The organism is Pseudomonas sp. Z1-12 (genome assembly GCF_051132015.1).
Classification (GTDB): Bacteria; Pseudomonadota; Gammaproteobacteria; order Pseudomonadales; family Pseudomonadaceae; genus Aquipseudomonas; species Aquipseudomonas zanjanensis.
The window spans coordinates 4,099,663-4,122,802 of sequence record NZ_CP071647.1; the positions used below are offsets into that span (position 1 = coordinate 4,099,663).

The following is a 23,140-nucleotide window of genomic DNA, read 5'->3' on the forward strand; positions in this document are numbered from 1 at the left end:
AAACATTGGACCCTTACAAATTCGGGCATTGAATACCTGGGCTGACGGCTTCCTGGGTTTCAAGAATGCGAATAGAGCCATCGCTTTGTATTTGGCCCAGGCGCATGGCCAAGGGTGTATGACGGCTGGCATTCATCTGCACAGCGCCGCGCGGTCCGACGATCGAGACATCGTTCAACGCCTCTACGACCGCAGCGGCGTCGATGGAGTGGGCTTTTTCCACCGCGGCCTTGTAAAGAAAAAAGGCTTCATATTGCGGTTCGGAAAGCTCGTTTGGCGTGGACAGGTTCCCGGCAAACTTCTGACCGAGGTCACTCAGGAATTTTTTATTTTCCGGTGTGTCGATACTGGTCAGATAGGAGGCGGACATGTACATACCCGTTGCGACATCACCCATGGTCTTGCCGGTGCCTTCGTCGATGGCCAGGTTGCCGTAAGGCAGCTTCAACGCCGCGGCTTTCAGCTGTTTGGCCAATGAGACGTTAGGTGCGCCCCCCGCTGTGGCACTGATAAGCGCATCAGGTTGCGTCGAGCGAATTTTTGAAATGACCGAGGTCCAGTCACTTCCGTCCATCGGCAAGTACTCTTCACCGATAACCTTTCCACCGTGTTGCTCAATGTACGCTTTAGTAAATTTGAGCATGCCCCGGCCAAAGGCGTAATCGCTGCCGACAAGGAAGTAGTTTTTGGCGCCGAGCTTTTGGCTGAAGTAGTCCACTACAGGGGCAACTTGTTGTTCTGGTACCCAGCCGTTGACATACATCCATTTATTGCAAGAACGGCCTTCGTAGAACGAGGTGTAGATATAGGGCACGCGACCTCGGGAAATAATCGGCAAGGCGGCATTGCGTGCAGCGCTACTTTCCATCGCGATGATGGCGTTTACTTTCTTTTCCAGCACCAGCGTATCAAAGGCTTTCTGTGCACCTATCGCGCCGGACGCGTCATCAACTATCTCCAACTGCACCGGGCGACCGAGGATTCCCCCGGCGGCGTTGATTTGCTCCACAGCGAGTTCCGAGGACTGGACAACAGCCGGTGCCACGACGCTATTGGCGCCTGACAACCCCACCGCGACACCAATCTTGATCGGTTCAGCGGCATGTCCCTGAGCGGCTACGAGTGCTGTAGCAGCAAGAACGGCGATGCGGATGAGGGGATAAGTAGATTTCATGTGAGTGTCCTCAATCGTTTTTATTGTAGATAAGGGGGGTTAGTAGCGAGGCAGTTGCCAGCCGGTGCCGAGCATGGGGTCGTAGATGTCGGTGCGGCGATCACGCAGGACCGTGTTGAACGTCGTAAGGTGCCGGGATTGGCGGGACGCCTTCAGATTGATGTCGGCGTAGAGTATTTGCTGGAGGTCTGCACTGCCTGGGGCCGCCAATGGCCAACCGTCGGCGCCGACAATGAGGCTGTTGCCCACAAAGCGCTGACCGCGTTCGGTGCCGACGCGATTAGCGCAAATGATGTTCAGACCATTGACGTGTGCATTGCCCATGGCCAGTGTATTGGCCATGATCATGGCGCTGTTGCCCGGGCCCGGCATGGGTACCCAGTTGGTTGGCATGCAGACGATATCTGCGCCTTGCATGGCCAACAGCCGATAGACCTCCGGGAACCAGCCGTCATAGCAGATGATCATCGCCAAGCGACCTAAAGGCGTATGGAACACCGGCAAACCAAGATCGCCGACCTCGAAATACAGATGCTCGTCACCCCACAGATGGAGCTTGCGATAAGTCCCTACGTAACCTTCGGGACCGACCATGACGGCGCAGTTGTAAAGCTTGTGCCCTACTCGTTCGGCAATGCCGCCGATGATGTAAATGTTGTGCCGGCGGGCCGCGTCTTCCCACGCCTGGGTGCTGATGCCCGCCGGTACGGATTCCGCCAGTCCAAAGGCCTCTTCGCGACTGGAAAAGACATAACCGCTGCTGACCAACTCGGGCAGTACAACGATCTGCGCACCGGCGCTGGCCGCTTCGGCTATCAGGCGCAGCGACGCTTCCAGGTTTTCAGCCTTGCAGCCCACTCGTGGCTCCATCTGTACGGCTGCCACCGTGATGCTCGGAAATTCTTGGGTTTCGTCAGAGGTTCGTAATGCCGACATTTTATTTTTTCCAAAAAAAAGCCCCCGAATGCGCTACTCACGCAAATCAGGGGCTTCTATAGCCGATATGTACTCAGCACTATTGCTGAGGGTCTGCGATTTCTGACAAGAAAAGGCGACCTATGTATCGACGTTATACGGACATTTCAATCTATGTCAACGACATTTTCTAACGAAAGAACCGAACCTTCAAAAACGACCGTTCGCACTTCACTAAAGTCATCACCATCATCCTCCAATCCTGGCTGACCGCCTGCCTTGCCTGTCCGATGAAAACCAAGTGCTGCCCGAACACTGCGTTCTGCAAGATTGCTCGCAGCCTCCATAAGCCGCGCGTGATGTGGCTCGACGAATCGCAGCAATACCCGCGTATGTCCGCTCTTACGGGATCGGTGCCGGGACTTGGCCAGGCCCCCTTCACTCACCTCCCTGGCGTTCGCTAAACCAGCCCAACCTGGAGGTTTTCAATAGTCAGCAGCACCTGTCCATCAACCCTTATATGACATCACCACATCCGGATTAATCTCCTCACCATAGCCCTCCACATTGACCTCAATTTCCGCCCCCCGGGCCTTACTGCCGAAATCATCCACAATCAGACTCCTGACCCCATGCAACTGCGCAAGCCCCGGCACCTCCTTGAAGGTGGTGGCATGTGTAGAACCAACGAAAGCAATCCATTTGCCTTCGGGTTTGCTCAACCGTATTTTTTCCGCGGCGTAGTAGTTCATCACTTTAGTGCGCGTATTGCCGGAGGCCTCTGACGTGGCATAGGTTTCGGCGGTATCGAGTGGGATGATGTTCAACCCGCCCTCCTTCGCCGCCTGGACCAGCTCGGTGAAACCCTGCGCAGGTTTTTTTGCATTGGGAGGCAGATTGCCCATGGTCAGCGTGTCGAGGTAGACCTTCAACCTGGCAGGCATCGGGCTGCCTTTGGGCGCCGCCAGATAATCGTCCAGAGCTTTGCCATGGGAATCTGCGCACAGGTGCTCAAGGTAGAGCGTGGTCACGCCGGCGGCCTTCAACGCTTTGATGTTGTCGATCACCACACGCTTGCTGGATTTGGAGCTGTGCGCTTCGCCAATCACCAGCCCGGGGGCGTCCTGAAGCAGCTCGCGCATGACGCCAAGGCTGTTTTTGCTCTTTAACCCAGGCAGTGGAGCAAGCGCGGGCAGGTCCAGGGCAAGGAAGTGATTGAGGTAAGCATCCGCTTTGTCCATCAGCTTTTCTCTGAGTCGATCGCCATCTGCTTGAACCCAGAAACCCTCCCGGCCCACGTAATCCCTCATTTCGAGGTAATTGAGATTAATCTCAAGGCGTTTGTCGGTGGCCTTCGTCAACACATCGTCCAGTTTCAGCCCATGCGGTTGAAGTCTCGATTCGATATACCGTTTTGCATCACCAAGAATCTTATGGCCTATCGCATGAGGTACTTTTGCGGCATGGCCATAAGCTACGGCGGGATCAGCCAGATAGGTATGCGTTCTCTCGCTCCTGCTCGCCAACTCTGCAAGGTCTGTGCAGAAAACGCTTTCAACCGTTCCCCCGGCGATCTGCCGAGAGGATGAAGCAACGTTCTGAGGAGTGGCCACGGGTGTTGCGGTAGCGGCACTCGCTCCATGTTCGCCCTGGCGCTTCTTGCCTGGGTCGGCAACCTTCATGTGGACGATCGCTTCGCCCAGATGGGCATAGCGCCCACCGGGATAGCGCTGCAGATTGCCCAACGTCGGCGCCACAGGCGCTTCTTCCGAAGCGTTGGATGGAGCCTGCGGCTGTTGAGTGGATCGCGAGGCCGAGGCCTGCGTTGAAGGTTCAGGTGGTTGGTAGCGCGGCGCAGGGCCACCGATGGGTCTCATCAAATAATCTCCGCAGGATGTCAATGCGCCTTGGCGATGCCGAACTGGTTCAATACCGGGTCGACGTTATGGTCGAACGCCTTTTGCGCTTTGTGCTTCTTGACGGCGTCGATAATCATCGAAATGCCGAGCCCCAGGGCCATGGCACCGTCGATGGCCCAGCCAATCACCGGAATCGCCGCCCCCAGCGCAGCCCCAGCGGCGAGGCCGGTGGCTTCGCCGGCGACCATGGCGACGGCACGGCCGGCGAGTTGACCGGCCATGCGGCCGAGGCCACCTGATGCCTCACGACCGAGCAGCTTGGCACCCGCCTCGATGCTTTCCTTGGCCGCCTGTCCAGCCAGTTTGGTGCTGTCGTAAATGGTTTGTGTCGCGCCCAGCTTGTCGCCGTGGGCAAGCATGTCGGAGACCGAGGCGAAGCCCATGACCGACTGAAGCGCCTTGGGGCCCATTTGTGCCGCGATCTGGCTCGCCATCGAAGGCCCCTTATCGCCGTCATCGGTCTTGCCTTCGAGCAGCTTGCGACCCTTTTTTGTGTCCTGTAGCTGCGCAAACGTGGCGTCCAGGTAGTTCTCATGCTGGCCTTCGGTGAGATCGCTGGGCATGACACTGTCGTAGGCGGCCTTGCGCGCATCCGCTGTTTGCAGGGCCTGATTGGCATCGACGTTTTTCTGTCCGAGCAATTGCTTCAGCGCCCCACCTTCACTGAAGTTGCGCGCATAGGACTCACCGATTCGTGCGTGCAACTCCACACGCTTGTCCAGGACGTCGGCAGCGCTGGGCACCTTGGTTTCGGGGAACAGGTCTTTCTGCAATTCCAACTGGGCGGACAGTCCGCTGATGGCACCGCTGTAGTCGGCGATGGGGTTATGTTTGTCGACGGCCCTGTCAGCGGTCTCCATGTCGATTTGCAGCGCCTTGCCGCTGTTGACGTTCTTCGCCTGTTCCTTGACGGCCTTTTGCAGTGCGGCATCGCTGCCCACCAGGGCTCGCTCCTGCTCGGGGATGCTCTTGTTAAGATACGCCTGCACGCCTGGATCGGCCTGTAGTTGAGCGATTTTGTCGGCCAGCCCCTGCTCGGTTTTCTCGGTGTTACGCAAGCTGCGCCCGGCGATCACGCTCTGCTGGGTCTGTTGCAACTTGACCATGACGGCGGCCTTCTGCGCCCCTGTATAGGATTTGGGTTGCGTGAACACTTTTTCATCGAGCTTGCTGATATCGATGCCGGCCACCGCGTTGAGGGTCGCGGCATCGCTGAGCATCCCGGCGAACTGCCCGCCGTTGGTGGGCGCACTCTTCTTGATCCATTCACTCAGGTTCTTGGCGCTGAACAACAGGTCGGGGCTGTGTGCGGCCTTGGCGCGCCCGCTCATCCCCGCCTCGTCAAGCTGGCCGAGAAAGCCCGGCTGTGCCCACGTGTTGCAGGATTGCTTGAGCGCCCCCGAGAGCCCGGGGTTGTTTTTGGACAAACCGTTCAAGTCATCGGCGCTGATATTACCGTCTACCTTGGTCTTGTTGGCGGCTCCCACTGCGTTGTGGGGATCGGCAGCCGTTACCAGTGGCAGGTTCGCTTGCATCAACGAGGCATTGCGTACCATTTCCAGAGATTGCGGATCGGCGTTGGGATTATCCTTTTGATACCTAGCCAGATCTTTGTCTGCCTTGTCGGCGGCCCTCTCCATATTCTTGGCGAACACCTTGAGGTCTTTGTTGGTGATCTTGCCATCCGCGCTGCCGCCACCCTGGGCGACGTCCACCGCCGTTTTCAGCGCCGGGTTGGCGTTGATGAACGCCATCGCCTGGGCCGCTTCGGGCCCATCGCCCCTGGCCATTCGCGCGGCCGCAATCGGCCGGTTGAGCTCCTTTTCTGCTTGCAGGCGCTCCTCGGGCGGCAAATGCGCCACCAATGGTTCCCAGCGTTTCAAGGTTTCAGGGGACGAGAATTCGGAGTTATCGAGAAAGGCCGCATCGGCCGCTTTCGGCGCGTTGGCGGGGTCGGAGGCATCGGTGCTCGGAGCTTTGGCAGGCGCAACCGGAGCGCTGGGGGTGACCTGTTTTGGCGAACCGCATGACGGCGACTGGGTCTTGGTATCCCCTTTGCCCTGGAACAGTTGATTCAGGAACGACCCTGCCGCCTGCGTGGCATTTTGCGTCACGCCCAATGAGTCCGCCGTGTCCAGGCCGAACTGCACCCCGACCTGGGCGCCGCCATTGTCACGTGGAGCCCGGGCAGTTGGCATATCACCCGCCAGTTCACCAGAGGTGGGTCGATGCACGTTACCGCTGTAGGGAGAACTGGAAATTCGCATGGGAAGTCGCCATCCGGGAATGAAGGATGGCAACTGTGTGGTTGGCGAACAAAGTTGGTTCCCGAAAAACGATCGAAAGACTCGCTCAGGCAAACGGATCTATTTGTTGCTTGAGCTGCACCCTCGCCCGTGAAAGCCGCGAACGCACCGTGCCAATGGGCACGCCGAGGCTGCTGGCCGTGTCCTGATAGTTGCCGTCCATTTCCAGACAGACCTCCAGCACCTTCTGCATGTTCGGCGGCAAGCAATCAATCGCCTGGATCACCCGCGTCAATTGCCGATGGCCGTCCACCTGATGGCCGATGTCCCCACGCCCGTCCTGTTCGGAATGCATTTCATCTTCCCAGCTTTCCTGAAACGGCTGCCGGTACATTTTGCGAAAGTGGTTACGGATCAGGTTCAGCGCAATGCCACATAACCACGTCTGCGGTTTACTGGCATGTTGAAATTTATGCTCGCTGCGCAAGGCCTCGAGAAAAACGCATTGCAGCAGATCATCGACATCATCGGGGTTCATTACCCGTTTCTGAATGAACGCCCTGAGCATCTTTATCTGTTCGCTGCTCAATTGACGGATCCCGGTGGGCGACGCCTGCAAATGGGGGGATGCTCCATCAAGAACTACAATACGTTGCAACATGGGAATTACCCTTCTCTACCGTGGGCAATCCCTATAGCGATATCCATACCAACCAAAACCACAGCTCAAGCTTTTGAAAATTAACGATATTTTAATTTCAATATTTTTTTAGATACAAAATATTGCACAACTGCCTTTCTGGCTCGACGACATTTGGCACAGACGCGCGGTGCTCCAGCAGGGAACTGAACTCGGTGTGCGGCCCACTCAGCGGGGTATGACCAGGTTCAGAATCGCCCTATGAAAATCGTCGCGCCACCTCTATTGCAGCCCCCACCCGCTGTCGCGCCCACCCGGGTGGCAGTGCCCGTTGCGCAGCCGTTGCAACACGTCGTTCAGCACAACGCAGGGACTTCGCCGCAACAGGTCTCGCGCTTCGCCGCAGCGCTGGTGCAGCACAGCCGTATCCTGAGTCAGCGCGAGTTGATCGCCAGCATCAATGCCCTGCAGTCGCGAGCGGTCAAACTGGGCGAGCTCTATCAGTTGCTGATGGGCGCGCAGGACACCGGGCTGGATAACGCCGCCAGAATGTTGCGCAAGAAACTGCAGATGGAGCATTCGGCGGATCTGTCACAGGTCCTTGCCTACACCGACGGCGACGCAGCCAAGGCCCATGTGCTGCTGCAAGCAGCCCGCAAGCAAGCCCAGTCCGATGGCGCGACGGGCGAGCACGTTGTACTGACCCAGCACTTGAAGCTGTTGCGACGCAAGTACGGACCACGGGCTCGGGCCGGGATCAATACCGCCAAGGCGTTCGCTCGCCCAAGCCTGGACAGCAAACGCCGAGTGACTTTGCGCAACCTTTACAGCGTGGCGGTTTCCGGACAGCCGAATATCACCGGGCTGATCGAAGCGCTGCTCGACGAGCAGCAGGAGCCTGGGCAATTCGACCTTAACCTGCGCGACATGCGCAGCGCGATCGCCGACGACCTGTCGGCCTTGACCCCCTCCGCGTCCCACGAACAATTGCGCACCTTGATGCACGGCCTCAATACCGCCCGACACGTAACGACGCTATTGCATGGCTGTGAACACCTGCTGGGCCGCATGCGCACCAAGAACCCCGAACTGAATGTCGACCCGCCGGCCTTTCTCAAGCACTTGCTGACGCTCACCGCCAACGGCATGAATCTGAGCCAGACCCTGCAACTGACCCAGCACATCGCCGGCAAGCCACTCAAGCACCAACTGGCATTCCTTAACGGCCTGCGCCCGATGCTGTTGCAGTTGCCGATCCTGCTTTGGCGAGACATGAAAAGCCGCCAGAACGCACTCGGCAACCTACTGACGCTGATGGCCGAACTCACGCAGCAAGAACAAAAACAGCTTTACGGGGGCCTTGCCTGATGCATCAAGTCATCAACGCGCTGAACATGATTGCCCTCTCCGCGATGCGCCGTTCCGAGATAGTGGGCGCGCTTTTCGTGATCGCCGTGGTGTTCATGATGATCACGCCGCTGCCCACCGGGCTGGTCGACGTACTGATCGCGGTCAACATCTGTATTTCCTGCCTGCTGATCATGCTGGCGATGCACTTGCCCCGCCCCCTGGCGTTCTCGACGTTCCCCGCCGTACTGCTGTTGACCACCATGTTTCGCCTGGCGCTGTCGATTTCCACCACGCGGCTGATCTTGCTCAATCAGGATGCCGGGCACATCGTCGAAGCGTTCGGTGAATTTGTGGTCGGTGGCAATCTGGCGGTGGGCCTGGTGATCTTCCTGATCCTGACGGTGGTCAACTTCCTGGTGATTACCAAGGGTTCGGAACGGGTGGCCGAGGTCGGTGCGCGATTTACCCTCGATGCCATGCCCGGCAAGCAGATGTCGATCGACAGCGACCTGCGCGCCAATCTGATCAGCGTGTATGAAGCACGCAACCGTCGCGCCGAGCTGAACAAGGAAAGCCAATTGTTCGGTGCCATGGACGGGGCGATGAAGTTCGTCAACGGCGACGCTATCGCCAGCCTGATCATCGTTGCCATCAACATGATCGGCGGGATCTCCATCGGCGTGGTGCAACACGGCATGAGCGCCGGTGATGCCTTGCAGCTCTACACCGTACTGACCATCGGCGACGGCCTGATCGCGCAGATTCCGGCCCTGCTGATCTCCGTCACCTGCGGCATGATCATCACCCGTGTGCCTAATACCGAAGCCGGCGTGGAAGCCAACATCGGCCGGGAGATTGCCGAGCAGATCACCAGCCAGCCGAAGGCCTGGATCATCGCCGCTGTTGCCATGTTCGGCTTTGCCATGTTGCCGGGAATGCCGACGGGGGTGTTCATCACCATCGCCATCATCTGTGGCTGTGGCGGCCTGTTGCAGTTGCAGCGGGCCAAACCCAAGGCGGAACAGGAAAGCGCGGTGGTCGTCGCTCCGGAAATGAACGGCCAGGAGGACCTGCGCACGTTCTCTCCCAGCCGGCAATTCGTGCTCCAGTTTCATCCTGGGCAGGACTCTGGCCGAATCGACGCGCTGGTCAGCGAAATACGCCAGCGACGTAACCGCCTGGTGGTGCAGTACGGCCTGACACTGCCCTCGTTCATCATCGAGTACGTCGATCACCTGTCGCCGGATGAGTTTCGCTTCACCGTGTATGACGTACCGTTACTCAAGGCGACCTTTTCTCATACCCATGTCGCGGTGGATGAACGCTTGCTGGACAGCGAGGCCCCTTCGACAGCCATACCCGGCACCGCCGACCGCCAGGAAGAGCAATGGGTCTGGCTGCCGGCCAACACGCCGGACCTGCACGACGGCGCGCTCGCCATGGTCGACGCCAGCACACTGATCATCGAACGCATGGAGCGTGCATTGCAGTCCTGCGGACCGCAATTCATAGGCCTGCAGGAAACCAAGGCGATTCTCAACTGGCTGGAATCCGAGCAACCCGAACTCGCCCAGGAAATGCAACGGGTGATCACCTTGACGCGTTTTTCGGCGGTCCTGCAACGTTTAGCCTCAGAGTGCGTGCCGCTACGCGCGATCCGATTGATCGCCGAAACCCTGATCGAACATTGCCAGCACGAACGTGACATCAGCGTGCTGACGGACTACGTGCGTATCGCCCTCAAAACGCAGATCTATCACCAGTACTGTGGTGTCGACGGCCTGATGGTGTGGCTGTTGACACCGGAAAGCGAAGGCTTGCTGCGCGATGGCCTGCGTCAGACGCAAACCGAAACCTTCTTTTCATTGAGCAGCGAGATCAGCCAGACACTCGTGCAGCAGCTGCACATGGCTTTTCCCGTGCGAACCCCCGAGCAGGCCGTCTTGCTGGTGGCGCAAGACCTGCGCAGCCCGCTGCGCACACTGCTCAAGGAAGAGTTTTATCACGTGCCCGTGCTGTCGTTCGCCGAGATCAGCAACGCGGCCAAGGTCAAGGTCATGGGCCGCTTCGATCTGGAAGACGATCTCGAAGCAATGGATAGCGATCATGCCGCTTAAGCCGGTCTTGCTCAGCATCGGGAGTTTTTTTGATGTTTGAATTACGAGTACTGAACGGCCAGCATCAAGGCGCCGCCCTGCCGTTGATCGGCGAGCAGTGGTCGATTGGCGCTGCCGAACAGCAGGACCTGTCCCTGGATGACCCTGGCATTGCGGACCTGCATTGCCGCCTGCAACGGTCGGACGACAGTTGGAGTCTGGAAGCCGAACAGGGCTCAGTCTGCGATGCAGAAGGAAACGTCACGGCCAGCGTCGAACTGATCCCCAACAACGCCTTTATGCTGGGCTCGGTGTGGCTGTGCGTCTCGCCCGCCGAGGATACCTGGCCAACAGTACCGGCGCTCATCCCCAAGCAGCCAGAGGTCGGGGCCGAACCGTTACGCAGCACGCCCCCCCTGGAAAAAGTCAAACCGCGTTCGCAGTTTCTCAACCGTACCACCGGAATCGTTGCCGGCGTGTTGATTGGCATCATCGGCAGCGCCTGGAGCCTGACCCGCCCGACCGCCACGACGCCACCACCAGATAGCATCGCTCAGGTAGAGCCGGCAGCGCCGGAAAAACCTGCGCAGGCCTCAGTAAACGACACCCGCAAGGTAGCCGACAAACGCACCCGTCTGGCCAGCACGGACGCGGCTCGACGTACGCTCGACAGAATGCTCAGCGACCGTTTGCTCACTGACGTAAGCGTTGAGGAAACACCGCAGGGGCTGGTACTCAATGGCAATCTCAAGGACGAGGCGCTGCTGGTGTACCAACGCATGCTGCAACGCTTCAAGGACAGCTACGAATCGCCAGTGACGGTGCTCGACAACGTTGCCAGTGCGCACAATGGCCTGCCCTTCGTGATTGTACAAATCATGACCGGACCGCATGCCCATCTGGTGACAGCCGATGGACGTCGCCTGTACGTAGGCGATGAGGTACAAGGCCTGCGCCTGACCCGTATCGATGCTCAGCGCCTGCAATTCGACGGTGACCGGCACATCGAGGTGAACTGGTGAATGCGGCGCTGAACCAATGGAAGCACCGGCATCTGGAGCGTCTTGCGCGCCACTGCGCCGTGCGTGTCAGTGGTCGGGTAAGCGCGGTGCGCGGCATTTTGCTGGAGTGCAAGATTCCCGCCGCCAAGGTCGGTGACTTGTGTGAAGTGAGCAAGGCGGACGGCAGTCTGCTGCTCGCCGAAATCGTCGGTTTTACTCAGGATTGCACTTTACTCAGCGCCCTTGGAGCCCCGGACGGGATTCAGGTGGGCGCACCGATTCGTCCGCTGGGCATGGCCCACCGAATTGGCGTGGATGACAGCCTGCTCGGCTGTGTGCTGGATGGCTTCGGACGGCCCCTGCTCGGTGATTGCCTGGGTGCCTTCGCAGGTCCGGACGATCGCCGCACAACCCTGCCGGTCATCGCCGACGCTCTACCGCCGACCCAGCGACCGCGTATCAGCAACGCCCTGCCCACCGGTGTGCGCGCCATCGACAGTGCCATTCTGCTGGGCGAAGGCCAGCGTGTCGGGTTGTTCGCGGGCGCTGGCTGCGGCAAGACAACCCTGATGGCGGAGCTGGCCCGCAACATGGGCTGCGACGTCATTGTCTTTGGCTTGATCGGCGAGCGGGGCCGTGAACTGCGCGAGTTTCTCGATCATGAACTGGACGAAACATTGCGCAGCCGCTCGGTACTGGTCTGCGCTACGTCCGATCGGTCCAGCATGGAGCGAGCCCGCGCCGCGTTCACCGCGACGGCTATCGCCGAAGCGTTTCGCGCTCGGGGCCAGAAGGTACTGCTGCTGCTCGACTCGTTGACCCGGTTCGCTCGCGCACAGCGTGAAATAGGCATCGCTTCCGGCGAACCGTTGGGCCGCGGTGGCTTGCCGCCGTCGGTGTACACCTTGCTGCCACGTCTGGTGGAGCGCGCCGGCATGAGCGAAAACGGCTCGATCACTGCGCTCTATACCGTACTGATCGAACAGGACTCGATGAACGATCCGGTGGCGGACGAGGTGCGCTCGCTGCTCGACGGCCACATCGTGCTGTCGCGCAAGCTGGCCGAGCGCGGACATTATCCGGCCATCGATGTGTCCGCCAGCATCAGTCGGATCCTCAGCAACGTCAGCAGCCGCGACCACCAACGGGCAAACAACCGCTTACGCCAACTGATGGCCGCCTATAAGCAAGTCGAGATGCTCCTGCGCCTGGGTGAATACCAGGCCGGCGCCGATCCAGTCACCGATTGCGCCGTAGAACTGAATGACGCCATCAACGCCTTCCTTCGCCAGGACCTGCGCGAGCCGGTTGCCCTGGAGCAAACCCTGCACGAACTGCTGCAGCTCACCTCGCGGTTACCGGCCTAACCGTGGAAGAAGCCCTGGAAGAAGATCCGCAGCGGGTCGCCCTGGAACAGGTGATCAGCCTGATCACCCCTCTGCGCCAACACCGCCAGGCCAGCGCCGAACGGGCGCAACGCCAGGCCCAGGTGGAACTGAATTCAATGCTCGACCACTTATCAGAAACCAGGCTGGTATTGAGTCAGGAGCGCGACAACCATCGGCAGCGCCGTCAAAGCCTGTCGGCGGCTCATCTGGAAAAAACCATCAGTCTGAAGGACGTAGATCGTTGGCACGAGAAAGAGAAGAACATGCTCGACCGCCTCGCCTTGATCCGCCAGGACGTGCAGCAACAGCAATTGCAGATCGCCGAGCAACAGGCCTTGCTTGAACGCAAACGCCTGCAAGCCAAGGCTTTTCAACGGGCAGTCGAGAAACTCTCCTGCCTGAGCGAGACCCTCAGTGAAGAAGGTTAAAAGCCGATGACTCCACCGATCAAGCCGGCGCAAAAGTCGCCGACCGCGCCGCCGCACCCTGCACCCACAGAGTTATCGACGCCCCCTTCGAGCGGAAAACGGCCCGTCCTTGGCTCCCTAGGCCGCAGCGATGCACACGTCAATCGAACAACCTTGAACAAACAGTCGCCGGACATGCCAATGAGCACCGACGGCCTGTTTTTTTCGCAACTGCTGGTGCTGTCAGTGGGCGCCGAGCCTGACCAGCAAGGCTTCGCCGGTGGTGGCGGCGTCACGTTCCCAGTGCGAGCCGAGCAGGTGCCAAGCCAATTGATCGACGAGTTGGCGCGAAGCCTGCCGGATCAGCCGGAAGGTCCGCTCAGTTTCACCCTGATGATGCCCAACCTCGGCTGCGTGCGGGTTCACTCCCACAAAATCGATAATCGCTGGAACGTCCAGCTCGGCTTTGCTCGCCGCGACGTGCTCAAGCGCCTGCAAGGACATGTTGGCGCCTGCCGGGACTCACTCTCGCAAGCGTTGGGCCTGGACGTCGAACTGGACCTGCACGAAGACCTTGAGACATGAACACGCTGAAGCTACGCCAGGTCAATGCGCTCCAGGGCCGAGTCAGCCGTGAGTTTGGCGCGGGCCAACGCCTGGGTTTGCGCACCCGGGACCAGGACGCCGAACTGACGCTTTTACCACCACTGACCGAGACCGCCATCCCCGCCGCCGGCGTTTGGTTCAACAGCGCAGTCGGTGCGTTGTGCCTCACTGATGCCGAGGCACTGCTGAGCCTGCTCGGCGATGCACCGTTGACCCTGACGGGCGAGCACCAAGCCTGGTACTGGCAGTTTTTCAATCAGCGCTTGAGCCCGGCCATCGCCGCCTTGCTCGCGCCGGTTGAGCCGCTGCTCGACAACCCGGCGACAGCGACTGTCGGCTGCCGTCTCCAGGTTCGCCGCGCCGGCCAGACCCTCCACGCCCATTTGCATACGACGCCCGACACCCTGCTTCGGCTGTTGCGCTCAGCCCCCTGGCAAGCCCGCCAGCAACCGCTGGACCCAGCATTGCAAGTGACCACGCCACTGGTGATTGGCGAGTTGGTATTGACCTTGGAACAACTGAGTTCATTGCGCCCGGGTGACGTGGTATTGCCCGCCCGTTGCCAGTTCGACAGCCACGGCCAAGGTCATCTCGCCCTCGCTGGACGACGCTGGGCGGTACAGGCCACCGACCGGGCGCAGCAACTTTTCTTGCAGCTAAATCACGAGGAGCCCCCGCTCGATGAGCACTGAAGATCTCTATCATGACGAGGTCGAAACCCTCGACGACTATGACGTTGCGCCAGACGAAACCGATGAGGCGGACATTGTCCCGCCGCTGTCCGAGCCGTTCGAGGAGCATGACCATTACGCATCTCACGAGCAGCCGGAACGGATTGACGCGCCTGGACTTCAATCGCTGGCACTGGACCTGACCCTGCGCTGCGGAGAACTCAAGCTGACCCTCGGCGAACTGCAAAGGTTGAGCACCGGAACCATCGTCGAAGTCAGTGGTATCGCGCCCGGCCACGCCACGTTGTGCCACGGCGAGCACGTGGTGGCGGAGGGCGAACTGGTCAATGTCGATGGCCGGCTTGGCCTGCAGATCACCCGGCTGGCGACCCCATCATGATCATGGAGGGCATAAATCCGGTCCTACTGGCGCTGTTTCTTGGAGCGTTGTCGCTGATTCCGTTCCTGTTGATCGTCTGTACCGCGTTTCTGAAGATCGCCATGACCCTGCTGATCACCCGCAACGCCATTGGTGTCCAACAGGTCCCGCCAAACATGGCGTTGTATGGCATCGCCCTGGCTGCCACGATGTTCGTCATGGCCCCGGTGGCCCACGAAATCCAGCAACGGGTGCAGGCTCATCCGCTGGAACTGGGCGACACCGACAAGCTCCAGGCCAGTGTCAGAACCGTGATCGAGCCGCTGCAACGCTTTATGACACGTAACACCGATCCCGATGTCATCAACCATCTGCTCGACAACACCCAGCGCATGTGGCCCAAGGAAATGGCCGATCAAGCGAGCAAAAATGACTTGTTGCTGGCCATTCCTGCATTTGTGCTGTCGGAGCTGCAAGCCGGTTTCGAGATCGGCTTTCTGATCTACATCCCGTTCATCGTCATTGACCTGATCGTTTCCAACCTGTTGCTGGCCCTGGGCATGCAGATGGTTTCGCCCATGACCCTGTCACTGCCCCTCAAGCTGTTGTTGTTCGTGCTGGTCTCGGGTTGGTCGCGCCTGCTCGACAGCCTGTTTTATTCGTACATGTGAGGCAGCCATGGAAGCGTTGGCGTTGTTCAAGCAAGGCATGTTCCTGGTGGTCATCCTGACCGCCCCGCCGCTCGGCGTTGCGGTGCTGGTCGGCGTGGTCACCTCGCTGTTGCAGGCGCTGATGCAGATCCAGGATCAGACCCTGCCATTTGGTATCAAACTGGGGGCGGTCGGGCTGACCCTGGCCATGACCGGCCGCTGGATCGGTGTCGAGCTGATCCAGTTCATCAACATGTCCTTTGATCTGATTGCACAATCTGGAGTCGCCCACTAAATGCCCTTCAATGCGCAGGACGCCTTCGAGCTGATGCTGGGCATGGGCCTGGCGATGGCGCGCTTGCTGCCCTGCATGCTGCTGGTGCCGGCGTTCTGTTTCAAATACCTGAAGGGTCCGATGCGTTATGCCGTGGTGGCGGTCGTCGCCATGATCCCGGCGCCGGGCATCAGCCGCGCCTTGAGCTCGCTCGACGAGAATTGGCTGGCCATTGGCGGCCTACTGCTCAAGGAAGCCGTACTCGGTACGTTGTTGGGGCTGCTGCTGTATGCCCCGTTCTGGATGTTCGCCTCGGTCGGCGCCCTGCTCGACAGCCAGCGCGGCGCACTCAGCGGCGGCCAGATGAACCCGACCCTGGGGCCGGACGCGACCCCATTGGGTGAGTTGTTCCAGGAAACCCTGATCATGCTGGTGATTCTATCCGGTGGCCTGTCGCTGATCACCCAGGTCATCTGGGACAGCTATGAGGTCTGGCCGCCCACGGCCTGGCTACCGGGGATGACAGTGGACGGATTGGATGTGTTTCTCGATCAACTGAGCCAGACCCTGCACCATATGCTGCAATATGCCGCGCCCTTCATTGGCCTGTTGCTATTGATCGAGGCAGCACTGGCGATCATCGGATTGTATGCGCAACAGCTCAATGTCTCGGTGTTGGCCATGCCGGCCAAGAGCATGGCCGGCTTGGCGTTCCTGTTGATTTACTTGCCCACGCTACTGGAGCTGGGCAACGGCCAACTGGCGGAACTGGCCGATCTGAAGTCGCTGCTCAGCCTTCTGGTGCAGGTGCCGTGAGCGAAAAAACCGAAAAAGCCACCCCCAAACAGTTACGTGACGCCCGGGAAAAAGGCCAGGTCGGTCAAAGTCAGGACTTGGGGAAACTGATGACGTTGGTGGCCGTCAGCGAAATCACCTTCAGCCTGGCCGATGAAAGCATCGATCGCCTGCAGGCATTGCTGGCGCTTTCGTTTAAAAGTATCGGCTCCCCGTTCACATCGGCGGTCGAGGTGATCGCCAGCGAAGGCCTCGCCATGCTGCTTTATTTCACGCTGTGCAGCGTCGGCCTGGCCATGCTGATGCGCCTGCTCGGCACCTGGGTCCAGATCGGTTTTCTGTTCGCGCCAAAAGCATTGAAAGTCGACATCAACAAGATCAACCCCTTCTCCCACGCCAAGCAGATGTTTTCGGGACAAAACATCACCAACCTGCTGCTCAGCGTACTCAAGGCCACCGCCATCGGCGCAACGATGTATGCACTGGTCAAACCTGCGTTGGGAACCCTAGTCCTGCTGGCCAACAGCGATCTGACGACGTATTTGCATGCGCTGGTGGAGCTGTTTCGGCACATTTTGCGGGTAACCCTGGGCCTGCTGTTGGCGATCGCCATGATCGACTTCGCCATGCAGAAGTACTTCCACGCCAAGAAACTGCGCATGAGTCATGAAGACATCAAGAAGGAATACAAACAGTCCGAAGGCGATCCCCACGTGAAAGGCCATCGTCGGCACCTGGCCCATGAAATCCTCAACCAGGAACCCAGCGCGGCGCCAAAGCCGGTGGAGGAAGCGGACATGCTGCTGGTCAATCCGACCCACTACGCAGTGGCTCTTTACTACCGCCCAGGGGAAACACCACTGCCCAGGATTCATTGCAAAGGCGAAGACGAAGACGCACTGGCGCTGATCGCACGCGCCAAACAAGCCGGGATCCCGGTGGTACAGAACATCTGGCTCGCACGCACCCTGTACAAGGTCAAGCCTGGCAAATACATCCCCCGGCCCACACTGCTGGCTGTCGCTCATATCTACAAGATGGTCCGCCAGCTCGATGAAGTCACCGACGAAGTGATTCGCATCGACGACACACCGTGAAGCCTTATGCCGGTCAATCAACGATCAAAAGGTGCAAAATCCGTGGGCGCAAAGCTTGCTCGCGATGGGGCAAGTCAATCGACAACTGCACTGGCTGTTCCACCGCTATCGCGAGCAAGCTTTGCTCCCACGGTTTAACTGACTTGCATTAACGTGAAGCCACGCGTTCGGTGGTTAGCCAACATGGCTGTGGTCAGTGGGTGGATTCGCCCAGGTGATCCAACCCTGCCAGCTGCAAGGCATGGCCCCGGATCTCATCCAGGCTTGCGACGGTGGCGGCTGCGTCACTCACCGCATGCCACACGACCAAATCGTTACGGACATCGAGGAACAGGTAGTAATGATTGAATTGCTCGGCCTGGGTGAACCGCCGTTGCAGCGCATCATTCAGTTGCTCGGGGCGTAGGGCACGACCTCCAATGTGGAGCGCGATGCCCCAGTCATGATGTTCACAGCGACTGGCAAACACGACCCCTTTCGCTACCGGCCAGACCGCCATGCGCCGGGCGGCCACCCGTGCGTAGAAAGCCGCTTTTTCCGTGACCTCGATCATTTCTAATCCTTCAATTGCACGACGGTGTAATCGCGATCCTTGTCACTTTCCTGCAAGCCTTCGCGCATATCCGCTGGCCACCAGATGACCAGCTCGCGGTCATTGGAGTCCGGACGCTTGCAGGCGTACCCGGAGCAACCATGCGTGGCGCACCCGGTCAGGGCAGCCAACAGCACGAACAGGAGGGCAACACTGGCGGTCTTCATGGTTTCACTCCCCGGAGCAGCGACGGTCGGCTCTCTTTGGCCATTTTTGAGATCTGTGGCAGGCGCATGGCGATGTACACCTCGCTTTCCTCGCCCGGTTGCAGCCAGGCATGAGGCCAGGCGGAAACGCCGATGACCCAGCGACCGCCGCATCGGCTTTCGTCGATACGTACCGGCTTGTCGGTATTGTTGCGTGCCACGGTCACCGCAACGCCCCAGTCTTTCTGCACGAACCACTGCGAACGGTGATGGTCTAGCGTCAGGCCTTCGCCCGGGTCACACAGGCTGTCGGTTTCAAATGGCAAGGTTTCGCCGGTGCGCATACCCACGGGAGCGACACCGTCGACCATCTGGGTAAAGACTCTCTGGATGTCGCCGCGGGTCGGCAGCTCTCCTCCGTCGCGTCGCTCCTTGATTTTTTTCATCTGGTCATCGATGTCGTGGGGATTGCCATTCTCCACGTAGCGCGCCGGGTTGACTTGATCGCCAATCAATCGCGGCGTCAGGATGAACAGCCGCTCGCGCTGGCTCAACTCACGATTGCGAGACTGGAACAGCAACTTGCCGATGTAGGGAATGTCGCCCAGCAAGGGAATCTTGTGGAGCCGGTCATTGGCCTCAAGTCCATGGAAGCCCCCAATCACCAGTGAGCCATGCTCGGCGATCACCGCTTGAGTGCTGACGTTGCCCCTGCGCACACTCGGCTGCGCGTCATTGATGGTCGATACATCGATCTGACCGTCCTCGATGTCGACGATCATCTGTACCTGAGGCTTGCCCTCGTGGTCCAGCGAGCGCGGGATCACTTGCAAGCTCGTACCGGCGGTGATGGGTAGGATAGTGGCAGCCCGCTCAGACGTGGCGGTGAGGTACTCCGTGCGACTCAAATCGATCACCGCGGGTTGGTTCTCAAGCGTGAGGATCGATGGATTACCGATGACCGATGCTGACCCATTCCCCTCCAAGGCATGCAGTTCCGCCGAAAACTTGCTGGCGTTCTGAACGAATAACGTCGAACTGGTCCCGGCGTCGAACAGATTGGCGCCGCCACTGAAACTGCCCGCATTGAAATTCCAGCGGCTGGACAACTCGGCTAATTCATTGCGATCGATGTCCAGGATAACGGCATCGATTTCGATCAGATTGCGCGGGACATCCAACTGCTTGACCAGTGTCTCGTACACGGCCTTGCGCTCAGGCAAGTCATAAATCAGCACGGCATTGTTGCGTATATCGGCACTGACACGAATGCTCGCACGGCCACCTTCCTTGCCCTTGCCAGGTTTGCGACTGCCGTAGCTCAGGACCCTGTCGAGGCCTTGTTGCAGGATGCCGGTGTCCAACCCGCCGGAGCCGATGTTGTAAGGCAGTCCTACGGAGCCCTGCGCGCCGACGCTCGAACCGCTGTTGCCAACGGGCCCCGACAGCAGCTTGACACTGCTGATGTCGTTGCCTCGCGAGCGGCTTTCCAACAGGTCCTGGAGAATGCTGGCGACTCCGGCCACTGTCAGTTCCTGATCGCGGTAGCGGATGGTGCGATCCGCTGCGTTGGCATACCTCAGGGGCAGCACCACGATGTCCTGTTTGTCGGCCTTTTCCGGCGGCTCGACTTTCTTGCTGTAGTCACGCACCAACTCGACATATTTGGCCGGACCACGAACCAGCACAACGCCTTCGTCCGGCAATGCGCCCCAGCCGAAACGCTTATCCAGCAGGCCCACATCGGTCAAGGCGGTTTGCAGGTCATCCACCGCGTCGGATGAGACCTCGATACGCGCAGAGGTATGCTCGCTGGACGGGCTGATGTACAGCGTGTCGTTATAAACGAACCACTGGAAATGGTATTCCTGGCCCAGCCGCTCCAGGAAGCCCTCGGGGTTCTCGCTGCGGATGCGGCCATCGAGTTTGCCGGCGATAGGGCTCATGTCCAGCCCCAAGCCAAACTCCTTGGCAAAGTCCGCCAACGCGGTCGCCAGTTCAGTCTCGCGGGCGTCATAGGCATAGGCCGTATGTTTCCAGGATTCGGGAATGGCTGCCCAAGTGGCGGGGGTCACTCCGATCCACAATAGAGGCAACCACATTAAGGCCTTGCGCATTTCACACTCCTGATTGCCGGTGATTGAGGTTGGTGCGGCCGGACAATGGCGCCTGATTGTGGATGGCAACGTGCATCAGGCTGAGCATGGCCGCACGCTGGTTGGCCAGGCTTTCCAGACGGTCCAGCAAATGATCGACGTTGCACGGGGCCGGCAGCCAGCTGACCAGAACTACACAGCGGGTTTGCGGATCGATGGCCAGCGCGCCCTCACAGGAACACGCCAGACTGGCGCCACCTTGGCTGAGCAAGGCTCCGATCCTTTGTGGGTCGCAGGCATCATAGGGATCGAGTAAATCGATGCTGCAGCACACCCCACCGCCGATCAACGCCAGCCGTGCGTTGGCGTCATCGATCCAGCAGTCCAGCGGCGTCGGCGCAAGCTGCTTGAACCACTGGTCGAGGATGTCGGCGAAGTCACTGAATTCCATCGATGATCGCTTTGGTGATGCCGTGCTTGGCTCGCAGGGTTTCATTGACGGCGATGCTGGCGACATCAGTTTCCCGCTGGGCATCGTTGAACGCCTGCAGGTCTTCGACGGAACCACTCTCCGAGGCGTCCATCGCCGCATCATCCATGTCGGACTGGGCGCGACTCATCGAGTGGTCGAGGTGGTTTTGCAAGCTCTTGAAGTTGATCACTCACCGGTACTCCTGCTGAAGGGTTCATCCCTTGAGTGGAGCAAACGGCCAAGCGGTTCCAAAGCCCGCTCAAGTAGTCTTCAATCGGCTCGATCAACATTCAGCAATCCGTCGCGAAGGCTTGCCCAGTCAATGTCGAACGCGCCGTTGGCGTCGCTCAGGCGCAGAGTGCCCAGCGCCATGGCTGCATCGCCGCGCAACTGCCAATGCTCGGAAAACCGGCTCTGCGCCAGCCACTCGGCCAGGGGATCAACCATATCCGGGTGAACGCTGAGCGTCGCGACGGTTTTATCGGGCTGGCTGGCGGCCAGATTTTTTACCAGTGCCCGCGTTCGCTCCGCCAGGGTTGTGTCGTCGAGCAAATGCCGCAACGCCTCGTTCAGCAACGTTTCCAAAGCGTCCATTGCTTGTTGCTCGAATGCGTCTCGCTGGACCTTCAGTTCTGCGAGAAAAGCGTTGGCCGTTTCCCAGAAACCGGCCAATGCCTGGGCATGAAGGCGGTCACTCTGTTCTTGCTGACGCACCAAGATCTGCTGCGCTTGTCGGCGCGCATCAACGAGAACCTCGCACGCACGCAGGCTGCCCGCGATGTCTTCATGGCGTAAAATCGGCTCAGGCAACACCGCTGCGTCCGTCAGAGCAATACTGCGTTTAGCGAGCATGGACAACTCCTGGCGCGCGGGGGAAAAAGGGGCTCAGCTCGACATGACGCGCCAAAGGATGGCCTGCCACAACGTCTGGAGTTTGTTTTCAGGGGCCTGCGCCGGGCGCTCGGCTACGTCACCGGGCGCCCATGCCAGGCGCAATCGCGACCAGCACGCGGCCCCGAGCCAGGAGCCAAGCAAAGGCCGAACATCGTCACTTTCGGGGTCCAGCCAGGTGCCGGGGCGCAGCGCCCTGGTCACCGCCCAACACCACTGCCCATCGATCCCGTCACGTTCTATCTGGGCAAAACAGATGCACTGCGCCAGCGCCAACGCCCGATCGCGCTGTGACGTCGATAGTTGGAGCCAACGCAACACCGGCTCGGGGGCCATCGGTGGTTGGCTGGGATCGATGCCGAGGCTTTGCAGAAACGCCCCGTGGCGGCTGGCCATGAGCGCTTCGCAGGCACGGGTCGATAAGCCCACCGAATCGGCAAACCGGCTCTGCCAGCCCGGGTGGGCCCAGTCCCAGGGGTTGCACCACCAACGGACCCATTGATCCTCAGCGGTCAGGCTCGTCATGCGCGGGCCGGTAGGTTCGAATGATTGCGGCGAGCGAGCCCTATTCGACTCAACAAGGCGGCACGCCAGTCACCGCGCAACAGCAGTGCGACGATCAGCAGAAAAAACACCGCGCCCGCGGGTATCAGCCAGAGCATCAGGTCCCAGAACGCCAGGTTCGCACTGTCAATCTTGAACGGGCCAAAGCTGGCCCACTGGGTGGTTTCCTGGAACTCCGCGGCGGGCACAAAGACGATGGCAAACTTCTTGGCGTCGACAGACTGTCCGGACATCCCCGGAATACTGCTCGCGACCATCTGCTGAATACGCCCGCGTACGCTATCAGGATCGAGCGCGGCGGAATATTTGATAAAGACCGCGGCGGAGGCAGGTTGAATCGGCTCACCCGGTGCGACACGCTCAGGCAACACCACATGCACCCGGGCCACGATCACGCCGTCGATCTGCGACAGGGTCGCTTCAAGCTCCTGGGACAAGGCGTAGATATAACGGGCCCGCTCCTCGAGAGGCGTCGAGATCACGCCTTCTTTCTTGAAGATCTCCCCCAAACTGGTACGCGAACGCCGAGGCAAGCCCGCAGCGTCCAGCACACGCACGGCACGATTCATTTCCCGTGTGGCGACAGTGATCACCACCCCGGTTTTTTCCAAGCGTTTTCGCGCATCTATGTGCTGATCCGCCAGGCGAGCAACGATCTCGTTGGCATCCTGCTCGGACAAGCCGGTGAACAGATCAGTTTCGTCGCTGCAGCCGCCGAGCAACAGCATGCACAACAGCAGCAGTCCTGCGCTCAAGAATCTCACGGAAAAC

Annotated in this window: 25 protein-coding genes and 1 pseudogene; 13 read left to right on the forward strand and 13 right to left on the reverse strand. The window is 59.6% G+C overall.

The window, feature by feature from the left end; translation table 11 throughout:
• Positions 1 to 13 precede the first annotated feature (13 nt).
• Entirely contained in the window at positions 14 to 1,174 is a 1,161-nt protein-coding gene (locus tag J3P85_RS17300) for a substrate-binding protein (protein WP_434702611.1), read from the reverse strand.
• A 39-nt stretch (positions 1,175 to 1,213) separates the two neighbouring features.
• Positions 1,214 to 2,110, reverse strand: a complete 897-nt coding sequence (locus tag J3P85_RS17305; RefSeq protein WP_434702612.1) for a nitrilase family protein — start codon at positions 2,108 to 2,110, stop codon at positions 1,214 to 1,216.
• 182 nt (positions 2,111 to 2,292) lie between these two features.
• Between J3P85_RS17305 and J3P85_RS17310 the strand changes: the two are divergent.
• A pseudogene (locus J3P85_RS17310) lies at positions 2,293 to 2,492 on the forward strand (IS5/IS1182 family transposase); the annotation flags it as partial.
• Between the two features lie 106 nt (positions 2,493 to 2,598).
• Here J3P85_RS17310 and J3P85_RS17315 read toward each other — a convergent pair.
• The 3 genes from J3P85_RS17315 to J3P85_RS17325 all read right to left on the reverse strand — a co-directional run bounded on the left by J3P85_RS17315 (position 2,599) and on the right by J3P85_RS17325 (position 6,915).
• The gene (locus J3P85_RS17315; RefSeq protein ID WP_434702614.1) at positions 2,599 to 3,966 is read right to left on the reverse strand and encodes a membrane-targeted effector domain-containing toxin; all 1,368 of its coding nucleotides are present in this window, start codon (positions 3,964 to 3,966) and stop codon (positions 2,599 to 2,601) included.
• 20 nt (positions 3,967 to 3,986) lie between these two features.
• Complete coding sequence (locus tag J3P85_RS17320; protein WP_434702615.1) at positions 3,987 to 6,275, reverse strand: type III effector HrpK domain-containing protein; 2,289 nt, start codon at positions 6,273 to 6,275, stop codon at positions 3,987 to 3,989.
• 85 nt (positions 6,276 to 6,360) lie between these two features.
• The gene (locus J3P85_RS17325; protein WP_434702616.1) at positions 6,361 to 6,915 is read right to left on the reverse strand and encodes an RNA polymerase sigma factor; all 555 of its coding nucleotides are present in this window, start codon (positions 6,913 to 6,915) and stop codon (positions 6,361 to 6,363) included.
• Positions 6,916 to 7,155: 240 nt separating this feature from the next.
• Here J3P85_RS17325 and sctW point away from each other — a divergent pair, with 240 nt between their 5' ends.
• The 12 genes from sctW to sctU are packed head-to-tail and all read left to right on the forward strand — an operon-like array spanning position 7,156 to position 17,608.
• Positions 7,156 to 8,262: a type III secretion system gatekeeper subunit SctW gene (sctW, locus tag J3P85_RS17330; protein WP_434702618.1), complete on the forward strand. Its 1,107-nt coding sequence runs from the start codon at positions 7,156 to 7,158 to the stop codon at positions 8,260 to 8,262.
• Positions 8,262 to 10,361: a type III secretion system export apparatus subunit SctV gene (gene sctV / locus J3P85_RS17335; RefSeq protein WP_434702620.1), complete on the forward strand. Its 2,100-nt coding sequence runs from the start codon at positions 8,262 to 8,264 to the stop codon at positions 10,359 to 10,361. Before sctW ends, sctV begins: the two co-directional genes overlap by 1 nt.
• 32 nt (positions 10,362 to 10,393) lie before the next feature.
• Positions 10,394 to 11,362 (forward strand): type III secretion system inner membrane ring subunit SctD, encoded by a 969-nt coding sequence (gene sctD / locus J3P85_RS17340; RefSeq protein ID WP_434702622.1) that lies wholly within the window; start codon positions 10,394 to 10,396, stop codon positions 11,360 to 11,362.
• Complete coding sequence (locus J3P85_RS17345) at positions 11,359 to 12,708, forward strand: FliI/YscN family ATPase (protein ID WP_434702623.1); 1,350 nt, start codon at positions 11,359 to 11,361, stop codon at positions 12,706 to 12,708. The genes sctD and J3P85_RS17345 overlap by 4 nt, the downstream gene beginning before the upstream one ends.
• A 2-nt stretch (positions 12,709 to 12,710) precedes the next feature.
• Positions 12,711 to 13,157: a type III secretion protein gene (locus tag J3P85_RS17350; RefSeq protein WP_434702625.1), complete on the forward strand. Its 447-nt coding sequence runs from the start codon at positions 12,711 to 12,713 to the stop codon at positions 13,155 to 13,157.
• A 6-nt stretch (positions 13,158 to 13,163) separates the two neighbouring features.
• The gene (locus tag J3P85_RS17355) at positions 13,164 to 13,721 is read left to right on the forward strand and encodes a type III secretion system HrpP C-terminal domain-containing protein (protein ID WP_434702627.1); all 558 of its coding nucleotides are present in this window, start codon (positions 13,164 to 13,166) and stop codon (positions 13,719 to 13,721) included.
• The gene (locus tag J3P85_RS17360; RefSeq protein ID WP_434702629.1) at positions 13,718 to 14,434 is read left to right on the forward strand and encodes a type III secretion system protein; all 717 of its coding nucleotides are present in this window, start codon (positions 13,718 to 13,720) and stop codon (positions 14,432 to 14,434) included. Before J3P85_RS17355 ends, J3P85_RS17360 begins: the two co-directional genes overlap by 4 nt.
• On the forward strand, positions 14,424 to 14,813 hold the full coding sequence (locus J3P85_RS17365) for a FliM/FliN family flagellar motor switch protein (RefSeq protein WP_434702630.1): 390 nt from the start codon (positions 14,424 to 14,426) through the stop codon (positions 14,811 to 14,813). The genes J3P85_RS17360 and J3P85_RS17365 overlap by 11 nt, the downstream gene beginning before the upstream one ends.
• The gene (gene sctR / locus J3P85_RS17370) at positions 14,810 to 15,463 is read left to right on the forward strand and encodes a type III secretion system export apparatus subunit SctR (RefSeq protein WP_434702632.1); all 654 of its coding nucleotides are present in this window, start codon (positions 14,810 to 14,812) and stop codon (positions 15,461 to 15,463) included. The genes J3P85_RS17365 and sctR overlap by 4 nt, the downstream gene beginning before the upstream one ends.
• 7 nt (positions 15,464 to 15,470) lie before the next feature.
• Positions 15,471 to 15,737 carry a type III secretion system export apparatus subunit SctS gene (sctS, locus tag J3P85_RS17375; protein WP_434702634.1) on the forward strand — a complete coding sequence of 89 codons (267 nt, stop codon included), beginning with the start codon at positions 15,471 to 15,473 and terminating at the stop codon, positions 15,735 to 15,737.
• Positions 15,738 to 16,532, forward strand: a complete 795-nt coding sequence (sctT, locus tag J3P85_RS17380; RefSeq protein WP_434702636.1) for a type III secretion system export apparatus subunit SctT — start codon at positions 15,738 to 15,740, stop codon at positions 16,530 to 16,532.
• Positions 16,529 to 17,608 carry a type III secretion system export apparatus subunit SctU gene (gene sctU, locus J3P85_RS17385; protein ID WP_434702638.1) on the forward strand — a complete coding sequence of 360 codons (1,080 nt, stop codon included), beginning with the start codon at positions 16,529 to 16,531 and terminating at the stop codon, positions 17,606 to 17,608. The genes sctT and sctU overlap by 4 nt, the downstream gene beginning before the upstream one ends.
• 193 nt (positions 17,609 to 17,801) lie before the next feature.
• Here the strand turns inward: sctU and J3P85_RS17390 are convergent, their stop codons facing one another.
• From J3P85_RS17390 to sctJ, 8 genes are all read right to left on the reverse strand, one after another.
• The gene (locus tag J3P85_RS17390) at positions 17,802 to 18,161 is read right to left on the reverse strand and encodes a type III secretion protein HrpV (protein ID WP_434702639.1); all 360 of its coding nucleotides are present in this window, start codon (positions 18,159 to 18,161) and stop codon (positions 17,802 to 17,804) included.
• 2 nt (positions 18,162 to 18,163) lie between these two features.
• Positions 18,164 to 18,367, reverse strand: coding sequence for an HrpT family type III secretion system protein (gene hrpT, locus J3P85_RS17395; RefSeq protein ID WP_434702641.1), 204 nt, complete (start codon positions 18,365 to 18,367; stop codon positions 18,164 to 18,166).
• Entirely contained in the window at positions 18,364 to 20,463 is a 2,100-nt protein-coding gene (gene sctC, locus J3P85_RS17400; RefSeq protein WP_434702642.1) for a type III secretion system outer membrane ring subunit SctC, read from the reverse strand. Before sctC ends, hrpT begins: the two co-directional genes overlap by 4 nt.
• Position 20,464: 1 nt before the next feature.
• Positions 20,465 to 20,893, reverse strand: coding sequence for a type III secretion protein (locus tag J3P85_RS17405; RefSeq protein ID WP_434702644.1), 429 nt, complete (start codon positions 20,891 to 20,893; stop codon positions 20,465 to 20,467).
• Positions 20,880 to 21,104 carry a type III secretion protein gene (locus J3P85_RS17410; RefSeq protein WP_434702646.1) on the reverse strand — a complete coding sequence of 75 codons (225 nt, stop codon included), beginning with the start codon at positions 21,102 to 21,104 and terminating at the stop codon, positions 20,880 to 20,882. The genes J3P85_RS17405 and J3P85_RS17410 overlap by 14 nt, the downstream gene beginning before the upstream one ends.
• A gap of 80 nt (positions 21,105 to 21,184) precedes the next feature.
• Entirely contained in the window at positions 21,185 to 21,766 is a 582-nt protein-coding gene (gene sctL / locus J3P85_RS17415; protein WP_434702647.1) for a type III secretion system stator protein SctL, read from the reverse strand.
• A gap of 33 nt (positions 21,767 to 21,799) precedes the next feature.
• On the reverse strand, positions 21,800 to 22,330 hold the full coding sequence (locus tag J3P85_RS17420) for a type III secretion protein (RefSeq protein WP_434702648.1): 531 nt from the start codon (positions 22,328 to 22,330) through the stop codon (positions 21,800 to 21,802).
• A complete protein-coding gene (sctJ, locus tag J3P85_RS17425; protein ID WP_434702650.1) occupies positions 22,327 to 23,133 on the reverse strand; it encodes a type III secretion system inner membrane ring lipoprotein SctJ in 807 nt (268 codons plus the stop codon). Before sctJ ends, J3P85_RS17420 begins: the two co-directional genes overlap by 4 nt.
• Positions 23,134 to 23,140 lie beyond the last annotated feature (7 nt).